Origin of the sequence: Akkermansia sp. JRP_AM1 (assembly GCF_049262625.1) — a bacterium.
GTDB classification, from domain to species: Bacteria; Verrucomicrobiota; Verrucomicrobiia; order Verrucomicrobiales; family Akkermansiaceae; genus Akkermansia; species Akkermansia massiliensis.
In genome coordinates this window covers 2,445,509-2,468,157 of sequence record NZ_CP118234.1, presented here as the reverse complement: position 1 = coordinate 2,468,157, position 22,649 = coordinate 2,445,509, and the positions used below count along the sequence as shown (strand labels likewise).

The 22,649-nt window shown below is 58.6% G+C and carries 21 protein-coding genes and 1 pseudogene; 18 read left to right on the top strand and 4 right to left on the bottom strand.

Annotation, left to right across the window (positions count from 1 at the left end):
- The first annotated feature begins 160 nt into the window (after positions 1-160).
- From PVA48_RS11820 to PVA48_RS11785, 8 genes are all read left to right on the top strand, one after another.
- The gene (locus PVA48_RS11820; RefSeq protein ID WP_022397090.1) at positions 161-1,096 is read left to right on the top strand and encodes an ABC transporter ATP-binding protein; all 936 of its coding nucleotides are present in this window, start codon (positions 161-163) and stop codon (positions 1,094-1,096) included.
- Positions 1,097-1,150: 54 nt separating this feature from the next.
- Positions 1,151-1,867 carry an ABC transporter permease subunit gene (locus PVA48_RS11815; protein ID WP_423231786.1) on the top strand — a complete coding sequence of 239 codons (717 nt, stop codon included), beginning with the start codon at positions 1,151-1,153 and terminating at the stop codon, positions 1,865-1,867.
- 107 nt (positions 1,868-1,974) lie between these two features.
- Positions 1,975-3,546 carry a DUF7088 domain-containing protein gene (locus PVA48_RS11810; protein ID WP_102728044.1) on the top strand — a complete coding sequence of 524 codons (1,572 nt, stop codon included), beginning with the start codon at positions 1,975-1,977 and terminating at the stop codon, positions 3,544-3,546.
- A 27-nt stretch (positions 3,547-3,573) separates the two neighbouring features.
- The gene (locus PVA48_RS11805) at positions 3,574-4,551 is read left to right on the top strand and encodes a hypothetical protein (RefSeq protein WP_423231785.1); all 978 of its coding nucleotides are present in this window, start codon (positions 3,574-3,576) and stop codon (positions 4,549-4,551) included.
- Positions 4,548-4,994: a hypothetical protein gene (locus PVA48_RS11800; protein WP_423231784.1), complete on the top strand. Its 447-nt coding sequence runs from the start codon at positions 4,548-4,550 to the stop codon at positions 4,992-4,994. The genes PVA48_RS11805 and PVA48_RS11800 overlap by 4 nt, the downstream gene beginning before the upstream one ends.
- Complete coding sequence (locus tag PVA48_RS11795) at positions 4,991-5,626, top strand: DUF4340 domain-containing protein (protein ID WP_423231783.1); 636 nt, start codon at positions 4,991-4,993, stop codon at positions 5,624-5,626. Before PVA48_RS11800 ends, PVA48_RS11795 begins: the two co-directional genes overlap by 4 nt.
- A 13-nt stretch (positions 5,627-5,639) precedes the next feature.
- A complete protein-coding gene (locus PVA48_RS11790) occupies positions 5,640-6,416 on the top strand; it encodes a Nif3-like dinuclear metal center hexameric protein (RefSeq protein ID WP_102728043.1) in 777 nt (258 codons plus the stop codon).
- 16 nt (positions 6,417-6,432) lie between these two features.
- Positions 6,433-7,404, top strand: a complete 972-nt coding sequence (locus PVA48_RS11785; RefSeq protein ID WP_022397085.1) for an RluA family pseudouridine synthase — start codon at positions 6,433-6,435, stop codon at positions 7,402-7,404.
- 62 nt (positions 7,405-7,466) lie between these two features.
- Here the strand turns inward: PVA48_RS11785 and PVA48_RS11780 are convergent, their stop codons facing one another.
- Positions 7,467-7,964: a TlpA family protein disulfide reductase gene (locus tag PVA48_RS11780; protein ID WP_180975137.1), complete on the bottom strand. Its 498-nt coding sequence runs from the start codon at positions 7,962-7,964 to the stop codon at positions 7,467-7,469.
- A 433-nt stretch (positions 7,965-8,397) separates the two neighbouring features.
- Positions 8,398-9,147 carry a hypothetical protein gene (locus PVA48_RS11775; protein WP_146021074.1) on the bottom strand — a complete coding sequence of 250 codons (750 nt, stop codon included), beginning with the start codon at positions 9,145-9,147 and terminating at the stop codon, positions 8,398-8,400.
- A gap of 171 nt (positions 9,148-9,318) precedes the next feature.
- Here PVA48_RS11775 and pheA point away from each other — a divergent pair, with 171 nt between their 5' ends.
- From pheA to pgsA, 6 genes are read left to right on the top strand one after another with little or no spacing between them, the layout of a single operon-like run.
- Positions 9,319-10,476 carry a prephenate dehydratase gene (gene pheA, locus PVA48_RS11770; RefSeq protein ID WP_102721419.1) on the top strand — a complete coding sequence of 386 codons (1,158 nt, stop codon included), beginning with the start codon at positions 9,319-9,321 and terminating at the stop codon, positions 10,474-10,476.
- Between the two features lie 44 nt (positions 10,477-10,520).
- Positions 10,521-12,137, top strand: coding sequence for an alpha-L-fucosidase (locus PVA48_RS11765; protein WP_102728041.1), 1,617 nt, complete (start codon positions 10,521-10,523; stop codon positions 12,135-12,137).
- 24 nt (positions 12,138-12,161) lie between these two features.
- Entirely contained in the window at positions 12,162-12,530 is a 369-nt protein-coding gene (locus tag PVA48_RS11760; protein ID WP_423231782.1) for a DNA ligase LigA-related protein, read from the top strand.
- Positions 12,517-13,380 carry a hypothetical protein gene (locus PVA48_RS11755; protein ID WP_423232527.1) on the top strand — a complete coding sequence of 288 codons (864 nt, stop codon included), beginning with the start codon at positions 12,517-12,519 and terminating at the stop codon, positions 13,378-13,380. The genes PVA48_RS11760 and PVA48_RS11755 overlap by 14 nt, the downstream gene beginning before the upstream one ends.
- Positions 13,277-14,734, top strand: coding sequence for a hypothetical protein (locus PVA48_RS11750; protein WP_423231781.1), 1,458 nt, complete (start codon positions 13,277-13,279; stop codon positions 14,732-14,734). The genes PVA48_RS11755 and PVA48_RS11750 overlap by 104 nt, the downstream gene beginning before the upstream one ends.
- 60 nt (positions 14,735-14,794) lie before the next feature.
- Entirely contained in the window at positions 14,795-15,403 is a 609-nt protein-coding gene (gene pgsA / locus PVA48_RS11745; RefSeq protein ID WP_102728039.1) for a CDP-diacylglycerol--glycerol-3-phosphate 3-phosphatidyltransferase, read from the top strand.
- A gap of 270 nt (positions 15,404-15,673) precedes the next feature.
- Here the strand turns inward: pgsA and PVA48_RS11740 are convergent, their stop codons facing one another.
- Positions 15,674-16,807: a Fic family protein gene (locus PVA48_RS11740; RefSeq protein ID WP_102728038.1), complete on the bottom strand. Its 1,134-nt coding sequence runs from the start codon at positions 16,805-16,807 to the stop codon at positions 15,674-15,676.
- A gap of 723 nt (positions 16,808-17,530) precedes the next feature.
- On the opposite strand from PVA48_RS11740, the pseudogene PVA48_RS11735 reads away from it, so the two are divergent.
- The 4 genes and pseudogenes from PVA48_RS11735 to PVA48_RS11720 form a co-directional block, all read left to right on the top strand.
- Positions 17,531-18,060: pseudogene (locus PVA48_RS11735) on the top strand (DEAD/DEAH box helicase); the annotation flags it as partial.
- Between the two features lie 149 nt (positions 18,061-18,209).
- Complete coding sequence (locus PVA48_RS11730) at positions 18,210-18,818, top strand: helicase-related protein (protein ID WP_423231780.1); 609 nt, start codon at positions 18,210-18,212, stop codon at positions 18,816-18,818.
- Positions 18,819-18,930: 112 nt separating this feature from the next.
- Positions 18,931-19,539: a hypothetical protein gene (locus tag PVA48_RS11725; protein WP_022397077.1), complete on the top strand. Its 609-nt coding sequence runs from the start codon at positions 18,931-18,933 to the stop codon at positions 19,537-19,539.
- Between the two features lie 489 nt (positions 19,540-20,028).
- The gene (locus PVA48_RS11720) at positions 20,029-21,474 is read left to right on the top strand and encodes a Gfo/Idh/MocA family protein (protein ID WP_022397076.1); all 1,446 of its coding nucleotides are present in this window, start codon (positions 20,029-20,031) and stop codon (positions 21,472-21,474) included.
- A 342-nt stretch (positions 21,475-21,816) separates the two neighbouring features.
- Here the strand turns inward: PVA48_RS11720 and PVA48_RS11715 are convergent, their stop codons facing one another.
- The gene (locus PVA48_RS11715) at positions 21,817-22,569 is read right to left on the bottom strand and encodes a GNAT family N-acetyltransferase (RefSeq protein WP_102728037.1); all 753 of its coding nucleotides are present in this window, start codon (positions 22,567-22,569) and stop codon (positions 21,817-21,819) included.
- Positions 22,570-22,649: the final 80 nt, after the last annotated feature.

Sequence of the window (22,649 nt, the reverse complement as noted above, 5' to 3'; positions counted from 1 at the left end):
TTCCTTCCCGGCAGCCCTTCCCCAGTAATGTTGGAACAGCCGCTGTTCCTTTTCAGCATGTGGTGCTTTTCAAGCGGCGGCGGCGTCTCCGCGGCACAGGGGAGAATAAGCTTGAGACGGGAGCGGTTTGGATTAGAATCACCCTGTTCCCATTGATTCCATGATCCACGCCGACCAGCTTTCCAAAGAGTTTGGCCGCTTTCAAGCGGTAAAGAATGCCTCCTTCCAGATTGAAAAGGGGGAAATCGTAGGGTTCCTGGGGCCGAACGGCGCAGGCAAGACCACGACTTTACGCATGCTGACCGGCTACCTGCCCCCCACTTCCGGGACCGCCACGATTGCGGGATTCGACATCGTTAAAAATCCTCTGGAGGCGCGCAAGCACCTGGGCTACCTGCCGGAGCACGTGCCTCTTTACGACGACCAGCGCGTGACGGAGTACCTGAAGTTCCGCGCCAGGCTTAAAGGCATTTCTTCCAAGCAGATATGGCCCGCCGTCTCCAAGGTCGTGGAGCAATGCGGCCTGGACCCCGTGCGCCGCAAGATGATCCGCACCCTTTCCAAAGGCTACCGACAGCGCGTGGGCCTGGCGGACGCCCTGCTGGGTGAACCGGACCTGCTGATTCTGGACGAACCCACCAACGGCCTGGACCCTAACCAGATACGCCAGATACGCGAGCTGATCAAGGGGCTGGCGGCCAACCACACCATTATTCTTTCCACCCATATTCTGAGTGAGGTGGAGATGATCTGCAACAAGGTCATCATCATTGACCAGGGGACCATCAAGGCAGCGGATACCCCCTCTAACCTGACGGCCAACCTCCGCGCCGCCGGCAAGATTACGCTGGAGTTCCGCGGGGATCTGGAGCTGATTACGCAGAAGCTGGAAAGCCTGGAACACGTGAAGAAGGTCATCCATGAAGGCACGGACGCCGATGGCTGGCATACGCTGACCGTACGCGCGGAGGCCGGAACGGATACCCGTGAGAAGGCCGCGCGCCTCCTTGCGGAACAGGGCTGCCCCCTGCGCCATATTTACCGCCACACCCCCACCCTGGAAGAGGTGTTCGTGGAAATGACCCGTAAAGATTAACCGCCCGTTTCTTCTCCCTCTCTATCCACCACCCCGCATTTTCCTTTTCTCCCCATGTCTCCGGTACTTACCATTTTCAGAAAAGAACTCAGAAGCTACGTGATGACCCCGTACGGATGGGTCATCCTGGCCTTCGTCATGGCCCTGCAGAGCGTTTCCCTGTCCGGCACGCTGAAGGCGTTCCAGCTGGCCCCGCAGAAGGAAGGCATTTTGTTCTTCATCCTGCATTCCCCCATGTTCTGGTTTTATTTCCTGTTCATTTTCCCGCTGCTTACCATGCGTTCCCTGGCGGAGGAAGAGAAGACAGGAACGCTGGAATCCCTGCTGACCACGCCCATCAAGACATGGCAGGTAGTCCTGGGCAAATATTTCTCCGCATACGCCTTTTACATCATCCTGTGGCTGCCCATGCTGCTGTACCCCCTTCTGGCGGACTGGTCCAACCTGATCGTGCAGTGGATTTACGGGTATGATGCGGGCATGGTCCTCCCCTACCGCCTGGCGGACTGGGCCGGGGCGTACGCCATCCTGCTGCTGGTCGGCGCCTGGTTCACGGCCATCGGCATTTTCGCCTCGTCCCTGACGGGCAGCCAGATCATTTCCGGCATCATCACCATCGGCCTGCTGGTGCTGATTTTCTTCATGGGGCTTATTCCCGTGGTATGGGAGAATTCCCCGCAGCGGGGATTTTCCACTACATGTCCTGCTCGGAACATCTGGACCGCTTTTCCGCCGGGCTGGTTGATACGCGCCCTGTCGTCTTTTACCTGACCATGACGGTCTTGACGCTGGCCGTCACCATCCGCATCATTGACCACCGCCGCTGGAAGCACTGATCTACCCCGCCTTTTCCCTTTCACCCCTTTTCATTTTTATCTATGAGCGAAGCACCAGACAACCCCGCCGCGGCCACGGAATCCCCCCTCCCTCCCGCCCGCAAGGTCAGACGCCCCTGGATGACCTGGATCAAGCTTTTCCTGCTGTTCCTCATCGTCGTATGCCTGAATTACGTGGGCTGCCACGAATATTACCGCCGGGACCTGACGGAAGACCAGCGTTATGAGATTTCCCAGCAGAGCATCAACATGCTGAAATCTCCGGAAATCCAGAACCGCAAGACGCCCGTCAAGATCACGTTCGCCTTCCTGCGCACCACGCAGAATTACACCCGCATGCGCTCCCTGCTTGAGGAGTACGAACGTTATTCCAACGGGAAGGTGAAGGTGGAGTACGTGGACCCCCTCCGCCAGCCGAACAAGGCCCGGGAGATTGCGAACATTTACGGGATTGAATTCAAGAAGAACCTGGTCATCATCGATGCCCGGGAAGACACGGAAAAAGCGCTCAAGACGTTTGAAGGCACCCAGGTGGACGCCGCCCACGTGCGCATCCTGCCCGGAGACGCCTTCGTGGTGTACGCCCCCAGCCCGGACGGCAAGAGCATGAAGGCGGTGGCCCTCCAGATTGAAGACATGATGACCGCCGGCATTTACGGGGCGGCCAATGGAGAACCCCGCAAGATGTATATTGCGGCGGACAAGAGCAATTTCAACGAGGCGCTGAGCAACAGCCAGGAGGAAAGCATTTTCACCACGCTGGGGAAAATCTGCCGTTCCGTCAACCTTCAGCTCGTTCCCATCCGCATGAGCGGCTTGAAGGAGATTCCGGAAGACGCTGCGGGGTTCATGATCATCGGCTCCAAGTACGACCTGTCCCCGCAGGAGGCGGAAGTGCTCCAGCGGTACTGGGCGCGCCCGAACGCCGCCATCCTGGTCATGCTAGAACCCCAGCAGGATACGCCCAAACAGCTTTATCGGTTCCTCCGTGAACAGGGCCTGCGCCCACAGAATGACCGCGTGATGCTCCGCAACAGGGGCAACCGCTCCGTTTTCGAGATTAACGCCATTTTCGCGCCCTCCCTGAACTGCACGCGCGAATTCTGGAATTCCAGCACCGGGCTGGAAGGGGAGAGCATTTCCCTCATCCTGGATTCCGACAACGCGGCCATGGAGCAGAAGCGCATCACGCCATACCCCCTGCTGGTGACTACGGAGGATTATTACGGGGAAACCAAGTACAACCAGTTCCCGGCCCAGTTTGACGCGCGGGAAGACAACCCGGGGCCCCTGATGATCGGCGCGGCCCTCATCCGCGGGAACGCCGGGGACGTAAACCAGAACAAGACCACCGGACGCCTGGTGCTGCTGGGGAATACGGACCTGCTCCAGCCCAGGCAAATCAAGCCGGAACAGCGGGACTTCATGCGCACGCTGGTTGGCTGGATGACGGACCGTGAAGAACTGCGCGGCCTCGGCTCCCGCCATGACCTGACCGTGAAGCTGAACCTGGACCGCAACGCCCTGGGCATTCTGGAACTCCTGACAAACATCGGCCTTCCCCTGCTGGCGCTTCTGATTGCCCTGATTATCTGGAACACGCGCCGCCATTAACTCCACCACGCCCATCACCGGAAGCACATGCGCACATTCCGCTTCATCCTTCTTATCCTCGTCACCCTCGCCGCCATCGGCGCGGCGGTGCTCCTGACCATTGACGGCAACCTGTCCCGCATCATCGGGCGCACCGCCTTCAGTTCCGGAGAACGGCTTTTCCCCTATACCCGGGAGGAGATGAACGAGGTTTCCTGGATGCGCATCAATTGCATGGGGGACGTTGCGGAGTTCCGCCGCAAGCCCAACGGCGTCTGGTGGTGCGAGAAGCCGTGGGACGACCGCATGGACCCGCGCGCGGCGGCGGCCATCCTCCAGTACACATATTCCACCAGCATCGTGGACGCGCTGCCCCTGCACAAGATTGATTCCGCCTCCCTGAAGGAGTTCGGCGTGAAGACGACGCCCGTCACCATCACCCTGAAGGAGATGAGCGACGACGGCAAGCGCTCCTCCACCGTGGCCCGCTACACGCTGGGGTCCCTCGCTCCCTGGCTGGTGGACGATCCGGAGAACAAGACCACGGACGATACCACCTACATGCAGACGGATTTCTACGGGCGGGACACCCGCATCCTGGTGGGCACCGGCAATATCCTGCCCCTGTTCAAGTCCGGCATCCGCCAGCTCCGGGACCACCGCCCCCTGCTCCTGCATCCGGCCATGCCCGCCTCCATTGAAATCAACAACCGAGGCCAGCGCATCGCCCTGGAGCGCAAGACTCCCGGCAGCCCCTGGAAAATCACGTACCCCCTTTCCCTGGATACGGACCCGGCCATGATGGACGTGCTGCTGGGCACGCTCCAGAAGCTGACCGCCGTGCGCGTGTATAATCCGGAGGAAACCAGCGTGCCGGACATGACGGACGACCAGATCACCTCCGTCTCCATCAGGAATTTCACAGGCCGCCCCACGGAGGACGGCAAATCCCTGCAAACGGAGGAACAGCCCGTTACGTTCGCATTTACCCCCCTTCCGACAACGGAAGCCTGTCCGAACTGGTGAAGGCCACCGTTTCTGACCGCAAGGCCGTCTTTGAACTGGCGCAGACGACGGAGACCAACAAGGAGGTGCCCGGCGTGCGCAACATTCCGCTGGACCTGGGCCTTCTGCGCTCCAAGCAGTTGACGGACATCGGGGATTACAAGATCACCGGGCTTTCCATCCGCAAGAGTTTTCAGGATTACCCCACCATCGCCCGCTTTATTCAGGGTGATGAGAAAAAGGGCATCAAGCCCACCTGGCTGTACACGGCGGAAGGCTCCCGCTACCAGGAGGCCAATCCGGAGCATCTCGTTTCCCTGCTGAAAACCGTCAAGCTGGGGAAGGTGGCCGGCTTCGCCTCTGACAAGGCTACGGACCTTTCCGTGTACGGGCTGGACAATCCCAGGATGACGCTCACCATGTCCCTGCTGCCCAAGCCCGGTGAAGAACCGCGCCCCCCGTGACGGTGTTTTTCTCCAAGGGAACGGACGGTTCCTGGTACGCCCGCCAGGCCGGCAAGCCCACCGTCGTCATGCTGGACAGCGCCTACATGAAGGACCTGCTGACGGACGCCCTGGCCTGGAAGAAAAAGATGCTTTTCTCTTTCAGCAGGTTCGACCTCAAGGAAATGCATCTGGAACGCATCGGCTCCGGCGGTCCCCTGATCCTGAAATTCGACCGTCTGGACGATTCCTGGACCGCTGCCAAGGATGGGAAGGATGAAACCCTGAACATCAATCCGAACCGCGCCAACCGCTATCTGGACGAGCTGGAAAAGATGGAGGTGAGCACCTGGCTGCCCTATACGGACGCCACGGCGCACGAGGCCCTGAAGAACCCCGTTTTCCGCCTGAAACTCATCCTCCAGGTTTACAAGGAGGCGGCCCCCGTGCAGTCCCAGGCCGGCCCCAGCGACATCACCTTCGCCCCGGAACCGGAGACGGAGGAAAAAGTCATCACGCTGGAAATCGCTCCGGCAGGAGAGGCCGGATACAGCAGGTTTTATTACGGCAGGGTGAATACATCCCCCAACTACTTTATCCTGAACATGGACGCCGTGCGCCTGCTCGGCGCCAGCCTCTCGGAAGACAACTGACCATTCCTCCCGCATGAGTATTGATCTGCAAACCGTTACCGCTTTTCTGGACGGAATCCTTTCCGTGGATTCCATTCCGGACGCATCCCGCGCCCTGAACGGCCTTCAACTGGAAAACGGAGGAGCCGTTTCCAGGGTAGCCGCCGCCGTGGACGGCTCGGAGAAGGCTATCCATGCGGCATTGGAGACGGGGGCGGACCTGCTCCTCCTTCATCACGGCATTTTCTGGCAGACCATGCAGCCCATTACCGGCATTGCATACCGGAAGCTGAAAGCCGCCATGGACGGGAACCTGGCGATTTACGCCGCCCACCTTCCTCTGGACGTCCACCCCGTGTACGGAAATAACGCCCTGCTGGCGAAGGCCTGCGGAATCCGGCCATGTTCCAATGAAGGACTGGACTACCACGGCGTTTCCCTGGGTACGCACGGGGAATTCCCCGGCACGTGCCGGGAGCTGGCGCAGCGGCTGGAAACCGTCCTCGGAGCGTCCATTCAAACTTTCTGGGCGGACTCCCCGGCTGCCCCGGCTGGCGACGTCTTCGTCTGCTCCGGAGGAGCCGGGGACGACCTTGTCCAGGCCGCAGCCCTCGGCTGCCGTACCTACGTGACCGGGGAGGGTTCCCACTGGAACATCCCCATGGCCCATGAACTGGGCGTCAATCTGGTCTTCGGCGGCCACTACTTCACGGAGACGTTCGGCGTAAAAGCCCTGGGGCATCTGCTCAAGGACGTTTACGGTCTGGACTATGCCTTCATCGACCTGCCGCCCTCCGCCTACAGCCATTGACCAAACGCCACGGATCATGAATCTGACCACGGACGATGCCGACGGGAAAATCCGCCTGGACCAATACCTTGCCGCCCACCTTCCGGAGCTTTCCCGTTCCAGAATCCAGAGCCTGATCAAAAGCGGGGACGTATTGGTCAACGGCACTCCCGCCAAGCCTAAAAACCCAGTTTCCCGCGGTGATTCCATCACCGTCCGCATTCCGGAGCCGGAACCGGCGGAAGCACGGCCGCAGGACATTCCCCTGGACATCCTGTATGAGGATGAAGACGTGGTGGTCATCAACAAGGAAAGCGGCATGGTCGTGCATCCTGCCGCCGGCAACCCGGACGGCACCATCGTGAACGCCCTGCTCCACCATTGCGGGGACCTCTCCGGCATCGGCGGCGTGGAACGCCCCGGCATCGTCCACCGCCTGGACAAGGATACGTCAGGCTGCCTGGTCATTGCCAAGAACGACGGAGCACACCAGTCCCTGACGGCGCAGTTCGCGGCCCGCAGCACGGAAAAACGGTACCTGGCCGTTGTCCAGGGCATTCCCTCCCAAAGCTCCGGCACGGTTTTCACCCACATTGGGCGCCATCCCGTGAACCGCCTGAAAATGGCGGTGGTCAATCCGGGCACCGGGAAAGCCGCCATTACGGACTACGACCTGCTGTGCGCAGACCCGGCCACGGATTCCTCCCTGGTCCTGTGCACGCTCCACACGGGCAGAACCCACCAGATACGCGTGCACATGCTCCATCTGGGCCATCCGCTCATCGGGGACCCCATTTACGCCAAACCCGCCCGGCAGAAGGCGAAACCCGGCAGGCTCATGCTCCACGCGTGGCGGCTGGGCTTCGACCACCCGCGCACGGGAAAGCGCATGGAGTTTGAAGCGCCCATCCCGCCGGAATATACGCCGTGGCTCCAGCTCTTTCCCAACGGGCTTTACGGAGCCGTTCCGGAGCCGCGCCCGGTGAGGAAAAACGGGGAGCAGAGCTGAAGCGGCCCTGTTTTCCGTATTTCGGAAACGGCGGAGGGAGCGCCAAAAGGCAAAGGAAGCCCCTATTTTTTGCCTTCCTCCGGCTTGCAGAACTTGCGCCAGTCTTTCAGAAGCGTGGCGGGATGCCCTGTGATGATGATCTTGCCCGTGCCATCCACAATTCCCAGCCGTGGAATGGAGCCTCCCGGCTTGTAACCGGGAATACCGTTCCCTTTCTTCGGCTTGACGATGGGGAATTTCATCCGTTCCTCCTTGGCCCATGCCTTGGCGGCCTCCTCCGTCTTGTCACAGGAAAACAGCACCAGTTCCACATCATCGGTCTGGCGGATCTTCCGGTAGGTCCGCACCACGTGGGGCATTTCCCGGCAGCAGGGGCCGCACCAACTGGCGGAATACAGGAAAAGATAATATTTGGCTTTTGGGTTCGGCCTGTCCTTGGTTAAAAAATCGGCTTTTTCCAGAGCCTTCCCCACGGCGGAAACGGCAGCCTCCCCGGCCTTGGGAGCCGGAGTATCCGCGCTGGCGGAAAACATTCCGGCCACACCGCATCCGGCGAGCATGAGAGCAACAGAGCACAGTTTGATGGATTTTTTCATAGACCCATCATTATCAATAAAAAAATAACGGTCAAGCAAGATTATTCGCCGGAGCGTATTCTGAAGAGGAGGAAAACAGGCAGGTAATGCCGGCTTCAGAAGGCCGGGAAAAAAGCTGAACGAAGGAACAGGAATTTGCATTTGTTTTTCACCTGCCGGGAGCGGGAAAAGAAAGAATTCAGCGGCGCGCCGCACCACGGTTCTTCAGGAAGAAGGCCGGAACCTAACTTGGCGGCTGGACAGAAAACGCACAAGAGCTAAACCGCCGATTTTTTGGCGGCCCCCATTCTCCCGGCAAAGGCTCAACAACCGCCCCCGCGTCCCATCAACAAACAGCCAACCGGGAACAAGGGCCTCCCGGCCCTTGTAAAAAACAGTCCAACATAAAAATATTCCCTTATGCCCCCTTTTTGGGCGGAGCATTCAAATCCACGGTCACCTTCACGGGAACATCCATGGCCTTGACGCCCTTGCTGGCCACCACCGTAGCTTTCATTTTAGCGGGCATGTTCTTTACCTGGTACGTATAAGTGCGGGAAGGAACGGAACCGAAGCTGAACGAACTTTTGGACACGCCGGGTATCTCCAGTTTGCCGCCCTCCGCGTCAGTCAGCGTTATTTCCTCCACATGGAGCGTATCACTGAATTCCAGTTCCACCTCACCGGAAGCCTTGCCGTGGTCCTTTGCATCCTTCACGGTGATTTCCATGCCCTCCACCTTGAATTTGGCGCCCTTCCGCGCGTCAAACTCCTGGCCCGGAAAAGTCCTGCTTCCTTTGGAAACCTTCATGTTGACCACTCCGTCCAGCTTCAGGGGAAACACAGGTTTCTGTTTCAGCCTCAGGGAATGTTTGGCAAAGGCTCCGGAATCCGCAATACGGGTAAAAAAATTGTCGAATTTGGCTTTTGTCCTGGCGCCGCGGCCATCCGTAACTTCAAGCTGTGAGTCCTCACCGCCCTTAACGAATTTACAGCCCTTGGGAGCAACGAAACCCAGCACCACCTCCACGGCATCCTTATTTCTGTTAAACATGTCATCCACGCCGGCAGGATCAGGGAAGGACAGGGAGACCTGGGAGACATAAACGTTCACGGCCTGTCCGCTGGCGCAGGCTATCTGGGAAACGGCGCCCAGGAAACATGCCACGGCAGTCGGCAACAATGTTTTTTTCATCATATTAAAGAGAGGCAAACCTACCCTGCATCTTCCGTGCATGCAAGAAAAATCCGCCATGGAGAAGCCCCCCCTTTAATCTTGATTTGCCCCCGCGGAACCGCTACCCTGACGCGGCTTTAAACACACAGCTTTCACAGAGACATGGAGAACACTCAACACGGGGATTCCGCCTCCCCGGCCAATCCCCCCCGGCAGCAGAAAAGCGGAAACACGGATGAACAGACCATCGCCCTGACGAAGGCGCGTCTGGCCATTGACGAGGTGGACGCCCGGATTGTGGAGCTGCTTAAGAACCGCGCCGAATGGGTGCATGAAGTCGGCCGCATTAAAAAGGAGGGGAATTCCCCCATCTTCGTTCCCGAACGCGAAACGGCCCTGCTCAGCAAGCTGAACCGCCTGAACGCGGGCGTGCTGCCGGAGGCCTCCCTCCAGGCCATTTACCGTGAAATCATCTCCTGCTCCTTCTTCCTGGAAGGGGGGCTTACCATTGCCTACCTGGGCCCCAAGGGCACATGGAGCCACCAGGCGGCCCTCAAGCAGTTCGGTAAAAGCTGCGAACTTATCCCGTGCCAGAGCTTCAAGGACGTGTTTGACATGGTGGACCGCGGGAAGGCCCAGTACGGCGTGGTGCCCGTGGAAAACTCCTCGGAAGGCTCCGTGACCGCCGTGATGGACCTCTTCGTCACCTCTCCCCTCAAAATCTGCGCCCAGATCAATCTGAACATCCGCAACAGCCTGATGGCGGACATCCCGCGGGAACACATCCGCATCCTGTATTCCCATCCGCAGGTTCTCGGCCAGACGCGGAACTGGATTCTGCGGCACTTCCCGAACGCGGAGCTCGTGGAAACCTCCTCCACCACGAAGGCCAGCATCCTTGCCAAGGAGAACGCCTCCATGGGCGCGGCGTCCCTGGGCTGCCCGCTGGCCGCGGAACTGTTCGGCCTGAACATTCTGGAAGAAGACGCGCAGGACCAGGCCTGCAACACCACCCGTTTTGCCGTCATCGGCCGCCAGGAAACGCAGCCCAGCGGCAGGGACCGCACATCCCTGCTCATCCGCATCCAGCACAAGCCCGGCACCCTGGCGGAAGTCATCAACTGCTTCCAGCGGCACAACAACAACCTGATCCGCATTGAATCCCGCCCCTCCAAGGTCATCAACTGGGAGTACGTCTTTTACATAGACGCCGTAGGCCACATTCAGGAATCCCCCCTACGGGAAACCCTCCCGGAGCTGGAACAGCACTGCTCCATGCTGAAAATCCTGGGCAGTTACGCGGATACGGACGTCATTTGACCGGCTTAATCTTTCTCCCCCGCTTCATACCACCCTGAAAAACCATGAAAATCGCTACGATTGCCGCCCTGGCCCTCACCCTGGCACTTCCCTCTCTGGCCCAGCAGTCCGCCACTAAAATCGTTACGGAGAACGGGCAGCCCACGCTGGCCCTGGATGAACAGTTCGCGGCCCGGCTGCGCAGCGGCAGGACGGAACAAAACGCCCCCGCCACGGTTCCCTCGGAATTCTCGGCAGCCGCCCCCGGACTTCCCCTCCCCGCGGACGCCAACCACGCCGCTGTGAAGGAAACGGCGGAAGAGCGCAACCGTCGCATGGAATGGTGGAGGGACGCCAAATTCGGCATGTTCATCCACTACGGCCTGTATTCCGGGCTGGCCGGGGAATGGAAAGGCAAGCCCGGCGGTTCCGAATGGATTCAGAAAAACGTGGAAGTGGACACGGATTCCTACGCTGCGGAAGCCCTGCCCCTGTTCAAGCCCAAGGAAGGGCTGACGGAAGAATGGGCCCGGCTTGCCCGGGACGCAGGGTGCCAATACGTGGTGCTCACCAGCAAGCATCATGAAGGCTTCGGCCTGTTTGACAGCGCCCAGACGGATTACGACTCCAAAAGCGCCGTGAACCGGGACATTATCCGCGAATACGTGGACTCCTGCCGCAAGCGCGGCTTGAAGGTAGGCCTTTACCACTCCGTCATCGACTGGCACCACCCGTCCTATGACAACACCATCTGCCCGGACCTCTGCTATCCCGCGGGACAGGCGGAAATGCTTAAAAGGAAAAACATCCCGCGGGACCACGCCGCCTACCAGAAGTACCTGCACGCCCAGGTCCGGGAGCTGATGACCCGTTACGCTCCCATTGACATCATGTGGTGGGATTATTCCCAGGGAGCCATGGAAGGGGCCAGGGGCTGGAAAGCGCCGGAACTGATGGACATGGTGCGCTCCATCAATCCCGGCGTCATCATGAACAACCGCCTGTACGCCTATTCCGGCCTGAACCGGGACCAGGCCGGCACGCTGGACCTGCGCTGCGGGGACTACATCACCCCGGAACGCTTCATCCCCCGGCGCGGCTATCCCGGCGTGGACTGGGAATCCTGCATGACGGTGAGCGACAAATGGGGCTACAACCGGTATGACACCAACATCAAGTCTCCGGAAACCGTCATTGAAAAACTGGTGGAATGCGTCACCAAGGGAGGCAACCTCCTGCTGAACGTGAACCCGATGGCGGACGGAACCGTTCCGGAAAAAGTGGCCGCCACCATGCGCGGCGTGGGCCAGTGGCTCAAGATCAACGGGGAGGCCGTGTACGGCACGCGGGCCTTCACGGAACTGGACCAGCCCGCCTCCATCAACCGGCAGGGGGACATCTTCGTCTTCCTGGTTCCGCCGCCGGACAAGGGACCGGCCCAGCCTCCCAGCGAAGGGACCATGAAGGAACTGACGGAAGGCGCGGAATACGCCCGCATGCAGCCGCTGGATTCCACCGGATACGAGGACGAGGAAGGAACCTCCGTCTCCCTCCCCGCAGGCTACTCCAAAGCGGTGCTGCTGGGAGACAACACCGCCCTGCCCGTCGTCAACGGAACGGTTCTGTTCAAGGCGCACGAACACTCCAAAACGCCCTGTTCCGTCATCAAACTGAGCAAATAGCCCTCTTTTCCACTCATTTTCCTTATGGAGGAAGACCTTTTTTCCCTGGCGGCCGGCAAGCAGCCGTCACAGCAGGCAAAGGATGAAGCGGGATCCCAAGCCGGAGAACCGCAGGAAAGCGCCGCCCCCGTCCAGCCCGGCAAGACGAAGGAAGACGTGCGCAACCGCGTGGACTACCTGCGTTCCGAACTGCGCCGCCACAACCGGCTGTATTACGAACAGGCGGAACCGGAGATCTCCGATGCGGAATATGACGCCCTGTTCCTGAAGCTTGAAAAACTGGAAAAGGCCCATCCCGAACTGGCGGAGCCGGATTCACCCACGCGCCGTGTGGGGGGCGCCGCTCCAGGGCTTCAACCAGATCAGGCACGCAGTGCCCATGCTGTCCATTGACGACATTTTCGAGCAGCGCGACGCCCCTGTTCCGGACGAGGAACTGGTGGAATTCTACAACAAGCTGGTCAAGGCGCTGAAAACGGAAACGGTGCCCGTCTCCGTGGAACCCAAGATTGACGGGGTAGCCCTCTCCATCATGTACCGCGACGGGCGGCTCGCTTATGCGGCCACGCGCGGGGACGGAGACGTGGGGGATGACGTGACGGCCAACGTCCGCACCATCCGCAGCGTCCCCCTCACCCTTCCCGCTGGGGCCCCTCCCGTGCTGGAGGTGCGCGGAGAGGTCTTCATGCCCAATGAAGCCTTTGCCAAACTAAATGAGGAACGGGACGCGGAAGGTCTCCCCGCCTTCGCCAACCCGCGCAACGCCACCGCCGGAACCCTCAAGCAGCTGGACCCCCGGCAGGTGGCCGCCCGTCCCCTGGCCTTCCTGGCCCACGGGCTTGGCGCGTATGAAGGGCCGGAACTCACGAATGTAAAGGATTTCTGGGACATGCTCCGCCACTGCGGCATTCCCTGCAATGATCCGGTGTATTATACGGACAGCCTGGAATCCACCCGTCAGGCCGTGCGGGACATTGACAGGCTCCGCCACACGCTCCCCTACGGCACGGACGGCGCCGTCATTAAAATCAGCTCCATGGCCACCCGGGAGGCCCTGGGAGCCACGGCGCGCGCCCCCGCTGGGCGGCGGCGTACAAATTCCCCCGGAACAGAAGGAAACCGCCCTGCTGAACATCATCGTGCAGGTGGGCCGCACCGGGGTGCTGACGCCCGTGGCGGAACTCAAGCCCGTGCTGCTGTCCGGCTCCACGGTGGCGCGAGCCACCCTTCACAACCAGGATGAAATCGACCGGAAGGACGTCCGCATCGGAGATACCGTGCTGGTGGAAAAGGCGGGGGAAATCATCCCCGCCGTTCTGAAAGTGAACCTTTCCAAACGTCCGGCGGATGCCAGGCCCTACAGCATTCTGGAAGCCACGGGGGGCCTGTGCCCCGCGTGCGGCAACCCCATCATGAAGGAGGAGGGAAAAGTGGCCTGGCGCTGCACCAACTTCACCTGTCCTGCGCAGGCCGTGTCGGGCATCACCCACTTCTGCTCCCGCTCCGCGCTGGACGTGGAAAGCATCGGCTCTTCCGTGGCGGAAGCTTTGAGAAGCTCCGGCCTGGCTGCCTCCGCGCTGGACCTCTTCTCCCTGAAGCTGGAACAGCTCGCCAACCTGAACCTGGGCACGCCGGAGGAACCGCGCCGCTATGGGGAAAAGAACGCCCAGAAAGCGCTGGACGCCCTGCAAAACGCGCGCGAGCTTCCGCTGGAACGCTGGCTCATCGCCTTCGGCATTCCCCTGGTAGGGGAAGTAGTCGCCAAGGCGCTGGCGGACACGCACCCGGACCTGGAGCATGTGGCGGACTCCTCCTACCTCCGGGACATCGTGCGCCTGGACGAGCTGATGGAACAAGCCGCCAAAACCAACCCCAACACCCGTGAAAACAGAAAGGCGGTGAAGGAAGGCGCGCTTTCCGCAGAGGCGGTGCAGGAGCGCCATCAGGAACTGACGGATGAAATCGACCGCCTGACCGCCCCCTATCTGGAAACGGGCTACCTGCGCAAGAACACGGCCAAGTTCAGCTATGGCTCCGAAATCGGCGTGGCGGCGGCCAAATCCCTCCAGAGCTTTTTCACCTCCGCAGCGGGGAACCATACGATGGACGTTCTGCGCGGCCTGGGCATCAATCCCCAGTCCCAGTCCTACCGGGCCAACCTTCTGGAAATCCCGGCGGGGGCCCTGTCCGGCAAGACCTTCGTCATCACCGGAACGCTCAGCCAACCGCGGGACTACTTTGAACAGCTCATTGCCGCCCACGGGGGAAAGCCACCGGAGCCATTTCCAAATCCACCTCCTACCTCCTGGCAGGCAGCGGCGGCGGCTCCAAACGGGACAAGGCCCTCAAGCTGGGCGTTCCCGTCATCTCCGAGGAAGACTTCAACAAGCTGGTCGGGGAATAGGCCGCCATCCCTACCCTACTCTGTTTCCCATCGACGCTACAGAAACCCGTTCCCTGCATCATGCCGCAGGCTTCCGCCTGTTCCATCCCGCCGGAGCTCAAGGCAAAAACGCCCAATGTGCCCCCTCCGTCCACCCCTTCTCCCTTCCATGGTCCGTCTGATTTTTTCCGTGTGCCGCATTCCGGGAATTTAATTCCTGAATCCTGCAAAAAAGCTTGCTACGGACCGTCATCTGCTCCCTAATAAACCGCGTATGCTGAACCTGCCTAACGCTATTACCCTGACACGGATTGCCCTGGTAGTCGTCTTCACGGCAGCAGTCAGCATCGCGGACCAGTATTCCTGGGGATACCTGGCCGCACTGGTCACCTTCATCCTGGCGGCCTGCACGGACTGGCTGGACGGCTACCTGGCCCGCCGCCTGAACCAGGTCACCACCTTCGGCAAGCTCATTGACCCCCTGGCGGACAAGATTGCCGTTTCCGCCGCCTTCATTTACCTGACGGGCGTGGGGCTATGCCCCGTCTGGGTCACCATTCTCATCATCAGCCGGGAATTCCTGGTCACGGGCCTGCGCCAGATTGCCCAGGACCACGGCGTCATCATTCCCGCGGGCACGTCCGGCAAATGGAAAACCGCCTTCCAGCTGGCTTTCTGCATCGCCTCCCTGCTGGCCCTGACCTGGACGCACACGCCGGAATACCTGCCCTCCTTCCTGGACCAGCTTGCGGCGCTCTGCCTGTGGCACGGATCCGGAGCTTCCAATTTCCTGTACCAGTTCACTCTGTGGGGCTCCATCATCCTGACCGTGTATTCCGGGGCCGTTTACTGCGTGGGCGCGCGCAAATTCTTCCAGCACTAAGGGTTCCCCGCCAGGTTCCCGGCTGTTCTTCCCTCCGCATGCCGGAAAGAGGAATGTACATCCACAGCTTGAAACCGAACAGGGGAATCTTCTCCCCGGGTACCCCGGCGCCCTTTCATCACCATCCCATATGCCGACAGAAAAATGGAAAACAGCGATAAAAAAGGCAGCCCATGAAAGGCAGCCTTTTCATTATTTTCTGAACTCCATTCAGGCAGATTATTTCATGATAAGGGTTAGTGCCGTAACTTGCTTGTTTTATCTCACGAGCTAGCCAGAGGCGATTTGCAGAAGTTTTCCCAGCTCAAATACGGCAGGCTTTCTGCCGCTTCCTTCTCTCACCTTCCGCACCAACCCGGCTTCGATGATCTGATTCAGGAGATTGCGAACAGTCATGTCTTGGCAGGTGTTTTCCTTCTCCTTCATTTTTTTAATAATTTGAGGCCTCGTAAAGATGGGGGTCTCGAAAATGCAATCCAGAAGCAGATGAGAGTATTCGGAATGGGTGATGTTCCTGAAAGCATCTTCTAGTTCGTTATGAAGTTTGTTGATCTCTACGGCGCGGTTGATGTTTGCCGTGGCCTGCTCCACCATCGCCCGCAGGAAAAAGGAAAGCCATTCGTTCCATTTATTTTCTTCATGGACGGCATTCAAGCATCTGTAATATTCGTCCCGGTGAGCTTCCAGATAGGCGGACATGTAAAACATGGGACGGTGCAAAATGTTCTTGGCATAAAGAAAAAGAGGAATCATGAGCCGTCCGATTCGGCCGTTGCCGTCCAGAAATGGATGAATCATCTCAAACTGAACGTGCATCACGGCTGCCCGAACAAGAGGGTCCAGCTGAGCTTTCTCCTCAATGCTCCAATCATTCACCATGTAGTCCAACCAGTTTTCCATCAAGGCTTCCACGTGCACCGGATCGGGAGGAATGTAGGAGGCCTGTTCAATCGGGCAGCCGTGGGAACCTATCCAGTTTTGTACCTCTCGGAAAAGGCCGGGGGACTTTGTGTTGCCGCGCACGCCTTCCAGCAGAATTCTATGGATTTCCTTGACCAAGCCAAGGCTCAACGGCCTTTCTCCGAGACTGCGGGATGCAAATTTCAAGGCTGACCGATAATTTTTAATTTCGTCAATGTCCTCCCTTTTGCTTTCGCTGAATGATATGCCAGCGTCTTGTTCGTACACTTCGTCAATGGTTGCCTGCGTGCCTTCGATTTTGGAAGACAGAACTGCTTCTTGAGTCATGAAGGGTGACAGGAGAATGTCAGGATTGACCAACGTCCTTACTATTCCATCATAACGAGCTACAGCTCCGTTGGCTTTTCCCAGGATATCGGCAAATGCGTTTGCATCAATTCTTTTTAGAACAGGCAGATATTCCGGAAGATAAGGTGTCTTCATCACAACTTTGTTGATAATGAAAGTAGGATTCAAAGTCAACAAATGATTTCGTTGACTTTATATTATCATCAAAACTGTTTATTTACATCAAAAAGGTATTTCACAGTCAACAAAGTATTTTGATGGTATTTTGTTTTCATCAACGAATAGTAATTCCGTTTTACGCACGGTTCTTACCGGAGGGCAGTCCATTCCTTTTGCCAGGCTCTTGTGAGAATTTGCTTGGAGGCTCCGTCAGTTTCCCAGCCTTCCGAGAAGGTGCAGAGAGGGTCGAAACCAGGAGAGCAAACATCTTGCATAGGCTCCATTGCCCAGGCTATTTCGCCAGTTCTCCTCTGCTATAGTTTCCATAACTATGCAACACACTTTCAAAGGAAAATGGGCACAGGGGCCGCACACTGCCGAGGTTCCGCAACGCGAATCTGACTCTCCTCAGGAGGCGTCCCGCCAGACTTCTCAGGAAAACACCGGAAAACGGAATCCTGACGCAATAGACGTTTTTATTTCTCTTGACGGATATTCTGCGCCGTGCTTATATCGTGCTGTTCCCGCCAAATGGTGCTTGGTTGTTGATTTTTGATAGTCATTTGCGGTTGGCGGAATACGGGCGTCTCCGTATTGATCCTTTCAGTATCGCTCCTGCGGGCTTCTTTTTGTTCCGCTATTGTCGTGATTCCGTCAGTTCATTGCAGCCGAGGCGCATTCACAGACACATCAATAAACATGGTATCAACCACATTCAGGGAGCTTGGCTTGTCGGCTCCCATTCTCCGCCAGCTGGAGAAACTGGAGTACAAGACCCCCACCCCCATCCAGGCAGCCTGCATCCCCCTGCTGCTGCAGAACAAGGACCTGATGGGACTGGCGCAGACCGGAACCGGCAAAACGGCCGCGTTCGCCCTGCCCCTCATTCAACAATTTTCAGAACATCCCAGAAAGCCGCTTGCCCGCCAGGTAAGGGCGCTCATCCTGAGCCCCACCCGGGAACTGGCCGCGCAGATTCATGACAACATCTGCGCCTATGCCAAAGGGCTGAACCTGTCCACCGCCGTCATCTTCGGCGGCGTGGGGTACGCCCCCAGTTCAAGAAGCTGGCCGGCGGCCTGGATATTCTGGTAGCCACGCCCGGCAGGCTGATTGACCATCTGGAACGCCAGACCGTCAACCTGGGCGGTGTGGAAACCCTGATTCTGGACGAAGCGGACCACATGCTGGACATGGGCTTCGCTCCGGCCCTGAAAAAGATCGTCGCCAAAATCCCGAAGAAACGCCATACCCAGATGTTCTCCGCCACCATGCCGGACAACATTCTGCAACTGGCCCAGTCCCTGCTTCAGGAACCGGAAACGGTGATGGTCACCCCCCGGCCGCCACGGCGGACAGGGTGGAACAGTCCCTCTGCATGGTTGGCTCCCAGGCGGAAAAAAGGCCCCTTACCCTGGATCTGCTGGAACAGCAGGAACAGCCGGGCCGCACGCTCATCTTCACCCGGACCAAGCACGGCGCGAACCGCCTGGCCTCCTTCCTGACCGGAAAGGACCACCCGGCCTCCGCCATCCACGGCGACAAGAGCCAGGGCACGCGTGAACGCATGCTCCGGGAATTCCGTTCCGGGGAAACGCCCATTCTCGTCGCCACGGACATCGCCGCCCGCGGCATTGACGTGAAAGACGTGCAGCTCGTCATCAACTACGATCTGCCGGAAGAACCGGAAGTCTATGTGCACCGCATCGGCCGCACGGCACGCGCCGGAGCCGCCGGGCAAGCCATCGCCCTCTGTTCCCCGGATGAAATCAAAAAAGCCAGGGACGTGCACAAGCTGCTGGGGCGCCTCCTTCCCGTCCATTCCTCCAGCGCCACCATACCGTCTGAATTGCAGACGGTTCCCGGCACGCACAGGGAAAGGAAAAACTCCATGCAGGAAAACCGTTCCGCCTCCCGCAGGGGGCCGCGGAAAAGTTACGGAAGGCGGAATTCCGCCGGAAGGCAGGGAAGCCGTGCGGGCGCATGATTTTAATCATTCAAAAAAACTTTTGAACGAAATCAGGGGCTGCACAGTCTCACTTGCTACAAACGGTTCACCGGACCGTTCCAGTCGGGAAGCTTCAACCGGAGTTTCAATCATGAAAATCATCTCGTCCATCATCAAGACACTGTGCGTGGGTACCGTCGGTTCCCTCGCCTGCCAGGCCGCCATGCAGGCTTACGCGGATGACGTTCCCTCCACGTTTGTGGAAGGCAACTATTCCCCGGAAGTAGCCCGCTACGTGCAGAGCATCGCAGGCGTGGCGCTGGCCTCAGGCATTCATGATTATGACGAAAACGCTACCAGCAGCTACCAGGTTCTGGCTCAGGTTCTCAACAGCGGCAATGCAACGGAATTGCCGGACGACCTGAAACGGGCCATTGAAATGCTGACCAGCTACGTCCCCGACCCGAACGCGACCATTCAGCCGATTCTGACTAAAAAACAGATTGAGAGGATGGAGCAGATGGCGGACCGTATTGAAAACCTGATGGAGGAAAAATACGGAGTGGACCTGGAAGACTGCATGAATATCATGAAACGTGCATTGGCCCCGTCCATTCCCGACATCCTCCGCTCCTGTGACATGGAAGGCACGCAGCTGCCGACCACCACCGTTTTCCGCCCCAGGCTGGGCAAGGCGCTGAATGAAGCTTATGCCAGGCTTGCCGCGTCAAAACTTCCCGCCGCCGGCACGGCTCAGTAACCGGACCACTTCAAAACGACCGGGAAGATGATCCCGATTCCACGGCATGCGGACCCCGTCAAGGTTCCCTGAACAGAAGCCGCAGGAAACGGAATGATCTTCCCCGTCGCCAGGAAAGGAAACAACAGCCAGCGCCGGCGACACCACGCAACACTCTCCGGATGTCCTCCGATGCAGGGCCAATCCTTCGGACCGCGGTGCAGCGATACGCTCACCCCCCTTCACTCCCAAGCAACGGCATGCAACATCGGCACAACCGGGTGATGCACCTGACAGGCCCCGTCCTTCCCGCACTGCGGCAGGAATGGGGCCTTTTTCATGCCCGCCTCCCGGAAGGAGCCTGCCTTCCCCTCTTTTGACGCCTCCGGCGCGGAGCACCTCTCTCCCGCAGGAGAATGCATTTTTTGCACCATCCGTGAAAGAAAGATTCTCAAGTCCGGGTATGTATGGCAAACTAAGGACTCAAATCCTTCCATATAATTACCATCCATGGATAATTCATCATCACGCCGTCGTTTCCTTCAGACCCTGGGTCTGGCTACTGGCGCCCTGGCTGCCGGTTCCTTCGCCAACGCCCAGGAAGTAGCTCCCCTGGCTCCCAAAAAGATCATCGTTCCGGACCCGAACAACATCGGTCCCATGACCACGTGGCCCCCGCGCAAGCCCGGCGCCATCTACATGGGCGGCTTCAGGGCCCCCAAGCTGGACAAGGTGCGCGTGGCCTTCGTCGGCGTAGGTGAACGCGGCTCCATGCACGTGGGCCAGATGGCCGTCATTGAAGGCGCGGAAGTCGTCGGCATCTGCGACCTGTACAAGGACTGGGCGGAACGCAACGCGGCGCTGGTGGAAAAGAAGACGGGCAAGCGCCCTCCCATTTTCACGAACGGCCCGGAAGACTACAAGCGCATGATGAAGGAAGTCAAGCCGGACGCCGTCATCGTCTGCCCCAGCTGGGAATGGCACTGCCGCGTCACCTGCGACGTGATGAAAATGGGCGCCCACGCCTTTGTGGAAGTCCCCATGGCCGTCTCCATCAAGGAACTCTGGGAAATCGTCAATACCTCCGAGGAAACCCGGAAGCACTGCATGATGATGGAAAACGTCAACTACGGACGTGAAGAACTCATGTACCTGAACATGGTGCGCCAGGGCGTCATCGGCGACCTGCTGTACGGGGAAGCCGCCTACATCCACGAACTGCGCGGCCAGATGAAGCAGGTGGACCGCGGCACCGGCTCCTGGAGAACCTACCACTACGCCAAGCGCAATGGCAACGTCTACCCCACGCACGGCCTCGGCCCCATCGCCCAGTACATGAACCTGGCCCGCAAGGACGACTGCTTCGGCAGGCTCGTTTCCTTCTCCAGCCCGGCCCTGGGCCGCGCCGCCTATGCCAAGAAGAATTTCCCGGCGGACCACAAGTGGAACAAGCTGGACTTCGCCTGCGGCGACATGAACACCTCCATCATCAAGACCACCATGGGCCGCACCATCCTGGTGGAATGGGATGAAACCAGCCCGCGCCCCTACTCCCGCCTGAACCTCATTCAGGGCACCCTGGGCACGCTGGCCGGCTTCCCGACCCGCGTGGCCGGTGAAAAGCTGGGCAACGGCAACTATCACGAATGGATTGAAGGCAACGAAAAACTGGCCCCCATTTTTGAAAAGTACGATCACCCGCTCTGGAAGAAAGTCGGCCCGCTGGCCCTGAAGATGGGCGGCCACGGCGGCATGGACTTCGTGATGCTTTACCGCATCATCGAATGCCTCCGCAAGGGCGAACCGATGGACCAGAACGTATACGAAGGCGCCTTCTGGTCCTCCGTCTCCGAGCTTTCCGAATACTCCGTGGCCCAGGGCGGCATGCCCCAGGTGTTCCCGGACTTCACCCGCGGAGACTGGAAGACGACCGCCCCGCTGGGCATCGTTCAGTAAAAAACTCATTCCCCATCCGGCCTGGAGCTTTTCCGCCTTTACAGCGGGCTTCCAGGCCGGAGCGGATTCCCCGTTCAGAAAACAGGCCGCTGCAAGGCGTGCCTGTTTTTTATTGGCGTGAACAGCGGTTGCAGGGGTAAAAGGAGGCAGGCTGTTCCATTGGCAGCCCCCCTGTTCCTTGATGGAACGGGCGCTCACGTTCATAAAGACGGAGCATGAAAACCCGCAATAAGCATTGGTTCCCTGCCTGCTGTTAGTGAAAAAGGCAGGAAAGGAAGAATGCCTTGCACCCGGAAGGTGCAACCGCACAGCCTGAATAATTTATGAAAGCACCGGCTCAACTCATTTCTTGAGGATTCTCTTTAGATTGGCGACGTCCAACAACAAATTCACCGTTTCAAAATTCCCCTTGTAAAACACGCCCCAGTTATTGAAGACGCAGGGCAATTCCTTTGCCTTTTGCAGCGTATCCACCCTGATGAGAGATACCGGAACATCGTTCTCTCCACAGTACCGTTTTATGATCTCAATGTTTTGATACACAAAGGGGCATTGCATATCATAATAAATTGTCAGCTCCCGGCTCTCAATTCTCCCCTTTTTGGCATTCGGCGCAAACCTCGGCGTTGTTCCGTCAAAGGAAAGAGCAAGCAGTTCATAGCCATGACTGGCAGCATCCACCGCCTCAAAGCCGAACTTCTTCGCAAAGGATTGATCGGCAAGCCACGCTTTCTGTTTTTCAGCTCCGAGCATGCAAACGCCGGATTTGCCCTTTTCCCTGGCATCAGCCAGACAATATTCCATCAGCAATTTTCCATACCCTTTCCCCTTGTAGCTGCCGGAAACCCACAAGCAATATATATAATAGTAGTTGTCCCCAAGGATGGGAACCCAGGCCGTCTCCAGAGGGGCATACTCAATGAAAACCACTCCCTTGGCATTTAACTTTCTAAAGACGTGGCCTTCCCTGATCCGGCCGGAAAGCCATTGCCGCTTTGCTTCAACGCCCGGATGGGGGGCCCGGCTGCGGATAATGCAGCATAAATGTTCACTGGCCAGATTGTCCGCCGTTAAATTGATAAAATCCGTATTCAAAGGCGCATCTTCCATTCTACTAATTTTAATATCCGCCTGTGGAAATGTCAAAAACTCATTCCATGCCCCGACTTCCCGTT

Excerpts from the sequence above, each read along its gene's own strand:
- PVA48_RS11805 (WP_423231785.1), top strand. The coding sequence starts at position 3,574 with ATGCGCACATTCCGCTTCATCCTTCTTATCCTCGTCACCCTCGCCGCC.
- PVA48_RS11720 (WP_022397076.1), top strand. The coding sequence starts at position 20,029 with ATGGATAATTCATCATCACGCCGTCGTTTCCTTCAGACCCTGGGTCTG.
- PVA48_RS11730 (WP_423231780.1), top strand. The coding sequence starts at position 18,210 with ATGGTTGGCTCCCAGGCGGAAAAAAGGCCCCTTACCCTGGATCTGCTG.
- PVA48_RS11740 (WP_102728038.1), bottom strand. The coding sequence starts at position 16,807 with ATGAAGACACCTTATCTTCCGGAATATCTGCCTGTTCTAAAAAGAATT.
- PVA48_RS11790 (WP_102728043.1), top strand. The coding sequence starts at position 5,640 with ATGAGTATTGATCTGCAAACCGTTACCGCTTTTCTGGACGGAATCCTT.
- PVA48_RS11725 (WP_022397077.1), top strand. The coding sequence starts at position 18,931 with ATGAAAATCATCTCGTCCATCATCAAGACACTGTGCGTGGGTACCGTC.
- PVA48_RS11760 (WP_423231782.1), top strand. The coding sequence starts at position 12,162 with ATGGAGGAAGACCTTTTTTCCCTGGCGGCCGGCAAGCAGCCGTCACAG.
- PVA48_RS11755 (WP_423232527.1), top strand. The coding sequence starts at position 12,517 with ATGCTGTCCATTGACGACATTTTCGAGCAGCGCGACGCCCCTGTTCCG.
- pheA (WP_102721419.1), top strand. The coding sequence starts at position 9,319 with ATGGAGAACACTCAACACGGGGATTCCGCCTCCCCGGCCAATCCCCCC.
- PVA48_RS11765 (WP_102728041.1), top strand. The coding sequence starts at position 10,521 with ATGAAAATCGCTACGATTGCCGCCCTGGCCCTCACCCTGGCACTTCCC.
- PVA48_RS11785 (WP_022397085.1), top strand. The coding sequence starts at position 6,433 with ATGAATCTGACCACGGACGATGCCGACGGGAAAATCCGCCTGGACCAA.
- PVA48_RS11815 (WP_423231786.1), top strand. The coding sequence starts at position 1,151 with ATGTCTCCGGTACTTACCATTTTCAGAAAAGAACTCAGAAGCTACGTG.
- pgsA (WP_102728039.1), top strand. The coding sequence starts at position 14,795 with ATGCTGAACCTGCCTAACGCTATTACCCTGACACGGATTGCCCTGGTA.
- PVA48_RS11810 (WP_102728044.1), top strand. The coding sequence starts at position 1,975 with ATGAGCGAAGCACCAGACAACCCCGCCGCGGCCACGGAATCCCCCCTC.
- PVA48_RS11780 (WP_180975137.1), bottom strand. The coding sequence starts at position 7,964 with ATGCTCGCCGGATGCGGTGTGGCCGGAATGTTTTCCGCCAGCGCGGAT.
- PVA48_RS11820 (WP_022397090.1), top strand. The coding sequence starts at position 161 with ATGATCCACGCCGACCAGCTTTCCAAAGAGTTTGGCCGCTTTCAAGCG.